The 8,135-nt window shown below is 69.2% G+C and carries 10 protein-coding genes; 8 read left to right on the forward strand and 2 right to left on the reverse strand.

Features of this window, described 5'->3' with window-relative positions; genetic code table 11:
• The 5 genes from A9X03_RS30365 to A9X03_RS17615 form a co-directional block, all read left to right on the forward strand.
• Positions 1-330: hypothetical protein (locus A9X03_RS30365; protein WP_231975410.1), on the forward strand; the 330-nt coding region annotated here is incomplete at its 5' end.
• 13 nt (positions 331-343) lie between these two features.
• A complete protein-coding gene (locus A9X03_RS17600) occupies positions 344-1,489 on the forward strand; it encodes an LLM class flavin-dependent oxidoreductase (protein ID WP_068262192.1) in 1,146 nt (381 codons plus the stop codon).
• A 4-nt stretch (positions 1,490-1,493) separates the two neighbouring features.
• Positions 1,494-2,849 (forward strand): MFS transporter, encoded by a 1,356-nt coding sequence (locus A9X03_RS17605; RefSeq protein ID WP_067784279.1) that lies wholly within the window; start codon positions 1,494-1,496, stop codon positions 2,847-2,849.
• A gap of 55 nt (positions 2,850-2,904) precedes the next feature.
• The gene (locus A9X03_RS17610) at positions 2,905-3,645 is read left to right on the forward strand and encodes a class I SAM-dependent methyltransferase (RefSeq protein ID WP_156746588.1); all 741 of its coding nucleotides are present in this window, start codon (positions 2,905-2,907) and stop codon (positions 3,643-3,645) included.
• A 30-nt stretch (positions 3,646-3,675) separates the two neighbouring features.
• A complete protein-coding gene (locus A9X03_RS17615; RefSeq protein WP_068262194.1) occupies positions 3,676-5,046 on the forward strand; it encodes an amino acid permease in 1,371 nt (456 codons plus the stop codon).
• Positions 5,047-5,049: 3 nt separating this feature from the next.
• Here the strand turns inward: A9X03_RS17615 and A9X03_RS17620 are convergent, their stop codons facing one another.
• On the reverse strand, positions 5,050-5,538 hold the full coding sequence (locus A9X03_RS17620; RefSeq protein WP_067748310.1) for a hypothetical protein: 489 nt from the start codon (positions 5,536-5,538) through the stop codon (positions 5,050-5,052).
• A 143-nt stretch (positions 5,539-5,681) separates the two neighbouring features.
• On the opposite strand from A9X03_RS17620, the gene A9X03_RS17625 reads away from it, so the two are divergent.
• A complete protein-coding gene (locus tag A9X03_RS17625; protein ID WP_067748312.1) occupies positions 5,682-6,104 on the forward strand; it encodes a MarR family winged helix-turn-helix transcriptional regulator in 423 nt (140 codons plus the stop codon).
• A 96-nt stretch (positions 6,105-6,200) separates the two neighbouring features.
• Here A9X03_RS17625 and A9X03_RS17630 read toward each other — a convergent pair whose 3' ends face one another.
• The gene (locus A9X03_RS17630) at positions 6,201-6,596 is read right to left on the reverse strand and encodes a nitroreductase family deazaflavin-dependent oxidoreductase (protein WP_067748314.1); all 396 of its coding nucleotides are present in this window, start codon (positions 6,594-6,596) and stop codon (positions 6,201-6,203) included.
• A gap of 73 nt (positions 6,597-6,669) precedes the next feature.
• Here A9X03_RS17630 and A9X03_RS17635 point away from each other — a divergent pair, with 73 nt between their 5' ends.
• The gene (locus A9X03_RS17635) at positions 6,670-7,014 is read left to right on the forward strand and encodes a hypothetical protein (RefSeq protein WP_067748316.1); all 345 of its coding nucleotides are present in this window, start codon (positions 6,670-6,672) and stop codon (positions 7,012-7,014) included.
• Positions 7,015-7,071: 57 nt separating this feature from the next.
• Positions 7,072-8,135, forward strand: a 1,064-nt coding sequence (locus tag A9X03_RS17640) for a glutamate-1-semialdehyde 2,1-aminomutase (protein WP_067784283.1), incomplete at its 3' end; no start/stop codon positions are given.

Below are 8,135 nucleotides of genomic sequence, written 5' to 3' on the forward strand. Positions count from 1 at the left end.
CCTGTCGGTCTCCAACCGGTTACCTGCGGTGCACCCATTCGCCGCCTCGGGCGGCGCGAGGCGGCCGAGTTGCGGCGTCGTGATACGGCCATCATCATGGCGCCGGCCGGGGTGCCAATGCGCTGCCGTTCCGACCGTAAACCATTGCGCCGCAACGGAAGAGCGGCCGATCGCGGCGACGGCGCGGGCGGGCGAATGGACCACGAGCAGCGCGCGCTCGGACCGGGGCGACCGCCGCCGACCGGGGATGCAATCTCGACGTTTTCAACCCTCGCGGCCCGCACGCAAGTTTCGCAGGATGGAGCTTTCGTGCTTCCCGTCGTGGATTGAAAGAGGATTGAGGATGAGTCTGGCGTTCCACTGGTTTCTGCCGACCTACGGTGATTCCCGGAACCTGGTGGCGGGCGGACACGGCACGCCGATGTCCGGCGACCGGCCCGCCACGTTGCGCTATCTGCACCAGATCTGCGCGGCCGCCGAGGACAACGGCTTCGAGGCCGTGCTCACCCCCACCGGATTGTGGTGCGAGGACGCGTGGTTGACGACGGCGATGCTGGTCGAGGCCACCGAAACCCTGAAGTTTCTGGTGGCCTTCCGGCCCGGGTTGCTGAGCCCCACGCTGGCCGCCCAGATGGCCGGGACCTACCAGCGCCACTCGGGTGGCCGGCTGCTGCTCAACGTCGTCACCGGCGGCGAACCCCACGAGCAACGGGCCTACGGGGACTTCCTGGGCAAAGAAGCCCGGTATGCGCGCACCGCCGAATTCTTGGACGTGGTGCGCCGGCTGTGGACGTCGAAGACGCCGGTGACCTTTGCCGGAGAGCACATTCACGTCGAGGGTGCGCAGCTGAACAACCCGCCCGACCCGGTGCCCGCGGTGTTCTTCGGCGGATCGTCGGCGTCGGCCGGGCCGGTCGCGGCCCAGCATGCCGACGTGTATCTCACCTGGGGCGAACCGGTCAAGGCGGTCGGCCAGAAGCTGGACTGGGTGCGTGGCCTGGCCGTCGATGCCGGCCGAATCCTGCAGTACGGGTTGCGGATTCACGTCATCAGCCGCGATACGTCCGAGCAGGCGTGGGCCGAGGCCGACCGGTTGCTGGCCGCCGTCGACCCGGCCGACGTCGAGCGGGTGCAGGCCAGCCTGGCGCGCAGCGAGTCGGAGGGTCAGCGCCGCATGCTGGACCTGCACGGCGGCAGCAGCAATCGGCTGCTGGTCGGCCCCAACCTGTGGGCGGGGGTGGGACTGGTCCGCGGCGGCGCGGGCACCGCGCTGGTCGGGTCGCACGCCGAGGTCGCCGAGCGGCTGGCCGAATACGCCAAGCTCGGCATCAACCACTTCATCCTGTCCGGGTATCCGCACCTGGAAGAGGCCTACTGGTTCGGCGAGGGCGTGCTGCCGTTGCTGGAGCGGATGGGCCTGTGGCACCACCCGAACCGTAAAGCCCACCCGGTCTCGGCGACGCCGTTCGCGGTCGCCTCGGCCCACTAAGGCCATGGCGGCTACCTTGCCGGCGCCCGCGACCGGCGTGCCCCTCGGCGCGACCGCCGGCGCGGTCGACGAGTCCGGCGCGCAGCAACGCCGGCGCCTGCGCGTCGTCGTCGCGGCCAGCCTGTTGGGCACGACCGTGGAGTGGTACGACTTCTTCCTCTACGCGACCGCGGCGGGCCTGGTGTTCAACAAGGTCTTCTTCCCCAGCGAGAGCTCGCTGGTCGGCACACTCCTGGCGTTCGCCACCTTCGCCGTCGGGTTCGTCATGCGGCCGGTCGGCGGGCTGGTGTTCGGCCACATCGGCGACCGGATCGGTCGCAAGCGCAGCCTGGCGCTGACCATGCTGATCATGGGCGTCGCCACCGCGCTGATCGGGGTGTTGCCCACCGCCGCCCAGATCGGGGTGTGGGCGCCCCTGCTGTTGTTGGCGCTGCGGATCCTGCAGGGGTTCGCCCTCGGCGGCGAGTGGGCGGGCGCGGTGCTGTTGGCGGTGGAGCACAGTCCCGCCGGCCGCCGCGGCCGGTTCGGGGCGATTCCGCAAATCGGACTGGCGCTCGGATTGGCTCTGGGCACAGGCATATTCGCGTTCCTGCAGATCGCCCTGGGACCGGCCCGATTCCTCGCCTACGGCTGGCGCATCGGTTTTCTGCTCAGCCTGGTGCTCGTCGTGATCGGCGTCGTGGTGCGGCTCCGGGTGGAGGAGACACCCGCCTTCCGGGAGCTGCGTGACCTCGAGGCCACCGCCACCGTGCCGATCCGCGAGATCGTGCGCGAACCCCGGTCCCGGCGAAACACCGTGCTGGGCTTGCTGTCTCGCTGGGCGGAGGGCTCGGCGTTCAACACCTGGGGCGTGTTCGCCATCAGCTACGCCACCGGCGCGCTGGGGTTCAATCGGGTGTCGGTGCTGGTGGTGGTGACCATCGCGGCCCTGCTGATGGCGGTGCTGCTGCCCGTGTCCGGGGCGCTGACCGACCGGTTCGGCGCCCGCCGGGTGTATCTGGCCGGCGTCGCCTGCTACGGCATCGCGGCGTTTCCCGCCTTCGCGCTGTTCGGCACGAGGAACCTGGTCTGGTTCGGGGTGGCGCTGATCATCGTGTTCGGTGTGGTGCACGCCCTGTTCTACGGGGCGCAGGGCACGCTGTATTCGTCGCTGTATCCCACCAGCACCCGTTACACCGGTTTGTCGTTCGTCTATCAGTTCTCGGGCATCTACGCCTCCGGGGTGACCCCGATGATCATGACCGCGCTGATCGCGGCCCTCGGTGGCGCGCCGTGGCTGGCGTGTGGGTACCTGGTGGCGACGGCCGTCATCAGCGTGCTCGCCACGGCGGCGATCCGGGAGCAAGACCTGCACCTCTGAGCCCTCCGCGCAGTAGTCTCGTTCGCAGTCGGCAGCCGCGAGGAAGCGAGAAGAGATGACTGACGCGAACGTCGCCGGTTTCGAACCGCTGTACGACGAGGCCGAGCACGCCGGCCGGCGGATCCCGTGGGACATCGGCGGCCCGCAGCCGGCGGTGCAGCAGCTGGTGGCCTACGGCGGGATCCGCGGCGAGGTGCTCGATCCCGGCACCGGTCCCGGCTACCATGCCATTCACTTTGCGGCGCAGGGGTATTCGGCGACCGGCATCGACGACTCACCCTCGGCCATCGAGCAAGCCAAACGCAACGCGGAGCGGGCCGGCGTCCAGGTCGATTTCCAGGTGGCCGACGCCACCAAGCTGGAGGGGTTCGAGGGCCGCTTCGACACGGTGGTGGACAGCGCCTTCTATCACGTGTTCCTCAACGACGGGGTCGTCCAGACGCGGTACGCCCAGGCGCTGCACCGCGCCACCAAACCCGGAGCCCGGCTGTACATGTTCGAGTTCAGCCCCCACAACGTCAACGGCCTGCAGTGGACGGCCATCCCCGCCGATAACTTCGAGCGGGTGTTCGGTGCCAACGGATGGCGCATCGACTACCTGGGCGGCACGACGTATCAGGCCCGCTTCCTGAAGGAGACGTTCGACGCCATGAAGGAGTTCGCCTCCGAGCAGCAGGGCGAGATCCTGCAGCGGATGCGGCCGCTGGTGCACCGGCTGGGCGTCATCGACCCCCTTCTGGAGGACCACCGGGTGCACCTCCCGGTGTGGTCCGTGGTGGCCACCCGGTTGGACTGACCGCGGTTCACCGGGCGGGGGCGAGGAGCGATGGTCGGCACTCCGCAACTGCGCCAAGGGTTGTCGCAGCGCCAGCTCAGCATGATCGCCCTCGGTGGGGTGATCGGCGCCGGCCTGTTCGTCGGCTCCGGCGTGGTGATCAAGGACACCGGCCCCGCGGCGTTCCTGACATACGCGCTGTGCGGCCTGCTGATCGTCCTGGTGATGCGCATGCTGGGGGAGATGGCCGCGGCGAACCCGTCGACCGGATCGTTCGCCGATTACGCGGGCAGGGCGCTGGGCGGCTGGGCGGGCTTTTCGGTCGCCTGGCTGTACTGGTACTTCTGGGTGATCGTGGTCGGCTTCGAGGCGGTCGCCGGCGGGAAGGTCCTCAACTACTGGTTTCACGCCCCGCTGTGGCTGCTGTCGCTGGGCCTGATGATCTTGATGACCGCGACCAACCTGTTCTCCGTGTCGTCCTTCGGTGAATTCGAATTCTGGTTCGCCGGAATCAAAGTCGCGACCATCGTGGTCTTTCTCGGCATCGGCGCCGCGTTCGTCCTGGGCCTGGTGCCCGGCCATCCCGGCGGCCTGGGCAACCTCACCGCGCACGGCGGATTCTTTCCCAAGGGCGTGGGGGCCGTCTTCGCCGCGATCGTGGTGGTGATCTTTTCCATGGTGGGCGCCGAGATCGTCACCGTGGCCGCCGCCGAAAGCCGGGACCCCGAGCTCGCGGTGCAGAAGGCGACCAGGTCGGTGGTGGCGCGGATCGGCGTCTTCTTCGTCGGCTCGGTCTTTCTGCTGGTGGCGATATTGCCCTGGGACTCAGTGGAACTCGGTGCCTCGCCCTATGTGGCCGCGCTGCACCACCTGGGATTGCGCGGCGCCGACCAGGTGATGAACGCGGTGGTGCTCACGGCGGTGCTGTCCTGCCTGAACTCGGGGCTCTACACGGCGTCGCGCATGCTGTTCGTGCTCGCCGGCCGCGGTGAGGCCCCGGCGCGATTGGTCAGGCTCAGCGGGCGGGGGGTTCCGCACATCGCGATCCTGTGCTCCTCGGCGGTCGGATTCGGTTGCGTCGTCATGGCGCGCGTCGCGCCCAACACCGTGTTCCTCTTCCTGCTCAACTCGTCGGGCGCCGTCATCCTGTTCGTCTACTGGCTGATCGCGCTGTCGCAGATCATCCTGCGCCGCCGCACCCCCGCCGCAAAGCTGCGGGTGAAGATGTGGTTCTTTCCGGTACTTTCCATCCTCACCCTCGCCGGAATCACCGCCGTGCTGGTGCAGATGGCGTTCGACCGCTCGGCGCGCAGCCAGCTCTGGCTCAGCCTGCTGTCGTGGGCCGTCGTGGTCGGGCTGTACGTCGTTGCCCGGGTCCGTAGCCGAATCGGTACTCGCCGCGCGATCGCCGCTGACGACTGACGTTCACACGCGGCGGGGTATCCGCATGTGCTCCTCGGCGCGATGCCATGTCAGTGTCGGGACGAATCGCTCGTCGGCCCAACTCGCCGACTGCACCCGCAGCCGTCCCCGCCAGTTCCTCATGATTTCGGCGTGCACGGGCCAACGGATGAATCGGCGTAAATCGCTTCCGTTGTTCCAGACCGATAGCGATCCACCGCGCCACTCGGCGGGTTTGCCCCACAGCCACAGCCCGACGGCGCCTTGCATAATCGGCCAACTTTCCGCCAGCTTCACACCTAGCTCGGCGACCTGCTGCCAATCCTTCTCCGATTCGGCGTGAAAGTCGGTGTAGCTCACCACGACCGGCAACCGGGTTGAGTCGCAGGGGCCCGGCAGCCAGTCGGTGCTGATGAGTCCGGCCCCTGGTGTGATCGGCGGCTGGCCGGCCGCCCCGTCGGTCGCTGGACGTCCATCGTCACCACGGACGGCGTCGGATCGGGTTGTGGTCATGGCGAGCTCCTATGTCGAATGGCGGTCGCGACGAGTGCGTAACGGTGCGATCGGCGGGCGCGGGTACGGGGAACACGTTAAATAATAAGCGAATGTAGATGATATGACGACGCTTATAATCTGGCAAACTCTATCATCACGACATGGGCCGAAAGTCGAACCGTCCAGATCTCGCGGCGATGCTCGTGCCGCTGGCCCGCCAAGCCGTAGCCGCCGAGCGGCCGGTGCTGGCGGCGCACGGCCTGTCGATGTGGGGTTACGTCATACTCGGCGCGCTTGACGGGTCGCCGATTCGCACGCAAGCGGCGCTCGCCGAGGCGGTCGGCGCCGACAAGACGCGCATCATTCCCACGCTCGACGAGCTGCAGGAGCACGGCTACATCGAACGCTCACCCGATCCCGACGACCGTCGCGCGCGCCTGCTTGCGATCACCGACGCCGGACGCTCGATCAGAAGTGCCGCGCAGCGCGACATTCGAGAAGCCGAGGAGCGCTGGCTTGGGCAGCTGTCCTCCAGCGACCGATCCGCTTTTCTGCGCGTGCTCAGCCAACTGGCGTCCGGTTGACCATGTCGAGCGCACGCCGTGCGGGTGTCGATTTGACCGACCTGGATCAGCCGCTTGCCCGGACGCCGGAGCCACGCGGGCGTGCGGGCAGCCACCTCACTCGGTCTTGGTCAGCAGCACCGCGTCCTCGAACGGCAGCCGCGCGAAAATCGGCCGCGCTCCGGGGCTGACGTGGGTCGCCGCTTCGGCCTTGCTGACGACCCGCGGGTCCGCGATGCCGAAGCTCTTGCCGTTGCGGCGCATCCGCCCGCCGCCCGCGGCTGTCAGGTTTTTCAGCCAGTCCCGGTCCGGGCCGTAGGTCAGCAGGATCGCGATCCCGGGCTTGCCGTCGACCTCCGCGCTGAAGACATTCACCGGGGTGCGGTACGGCTTGCCCGAGCGGCGGCCGACGTGTTCCACGATCGCGAAAGGCGGCAGCCAGCCGGCCCACAGCCGCTGCATCGGGTTGGTGACGCGACGGTTGAACCGGGCGAGACTCTGTGGCATCTGCATACCGCCATCCAACTCGCGGCAACCGCCCGGCATCAACCCAACTTTTCACACCGAACGGGTCTAGTGTCTGAACATGGGTGATTCGCCGGGTAACGAGGCGGCCCAGCGCGCCGACGAGCTCAAGCGCAGGGGTGAAGCCCTGGCTGCGCGCAAACCCATCACGCTCGAAGACGTCGAGCTCGCGACCGACCGCGCCAGGCACGCCCACGAGCGGGATCACGAGGCGCACCGCCGCGACCGGGACCGGCACTACGAGGCCGCCGTCGCCCACGAGCGCGCCGCCGAGGTGCACGAGCGGGCGGCCGACGAGCGCCTCGGGGACGTCGAGGCGCACCGGCGGGCGGCGGAAAAAGAGCGCGAAGCCGCCCGCCATCATTTCCAGGCCGCCCAGCAAGCCGGATCGCAGGGCGACGCCTGACCCGTCCTGCTACACCCTGTAGTTGTACCGGCCGCAGGGGCTGGGACACTGGTTGTCATGGGAAGCAGTGACCGGGCGACCGCGCACGCCGCGATGACGACGGCGTCGGCCCGGCTGTTCGCCGACGCCTGCGCCGTCATCCCCGGCGGGGTGAACTCCCCGGTGCGGGCGTTCACCGCGGTGGGCGGGACCCCGCGCTTCATCACCGAGGCCAACGGGTACTGGCTCACCGACGCCGACGGCAATCGCTACGTCGACCTGGTCTGCTCGTGGGGCCCGATGATCCTGGGGCACGCGCACCCCGCCGTCGTCGACGCCGTCACCCGGGCCGCCGCGTCCGGCCTGTCGTTCGGCGCCCCCACCCCGGCGGAGAGCCAGCTGGCCGCCGAGATCATCGGCCGGGTGGCGCCCGTGGAGCGGATCCGGCTGGTCAACTCCGGCACCGAGGCGACGATGAGCGCGATCCGGCTGGCCCGCGGGTTCACCGGCAGGCCCAAGATCGTCAAGTTCTCCGGCTGCTACCACGGCCACGCCGACGCGCTGCTCGCCGACGCGGGATCAGGCGTGGCGACGTTGGGGCTGCCGTCCTCGCCCGGGGTCACCGGCGCAGCGGCCGCCGACACGATCGTGTTGCCCTACAACGACGTTGACGCGGTGCGGCAGGCCTTCGCGGAGCTCGGCGACCAGATCGCCGCGGTGATCACCGAGGCCAGCCCCGGCAACATGGGCGTCGTCCCGCCCGCGGCCGGCTACAACGCCGCGCTGCGCGCGATCACCGCCGAGCACGGCGCGCTGCTGATCGTCGACGAGGTGATGACCGGCTTCCGGGTGAGCCGAAGCGGTTGGTACGGAATCGATCCGGTCGACGCCGACCTGTTCACCTTCGGCAAGGTGATGAGCGGCGGGCTGCCCGCGGCGGCGTTCGGCGGCCGCACCGAGGTGATGGAGCGGCTGGCGCCGCTGGGTCCGGTGTATCAGGCCGGGACGCTGTCCGGTAACCCGGTGGCGGTGGCCGCCGGCCTGGCGACGCTGCGCGCCGCCGACGCGGCCGTCTACGCCGCGCTGGACGCCAACGCCGACCGGCTGGCCGCCCTGCTCTCCGAGTCATTGACCAATGCGTC

The sequence above is a fragment of the Mycobacterium sp. E1715 genome (assembly GCF_001667625.1).
GTDB lineage: Bacteria > Actinomycetota > Actinomycetes > Mycobacteriales > Mycobacteriaceae > Mycobacterium.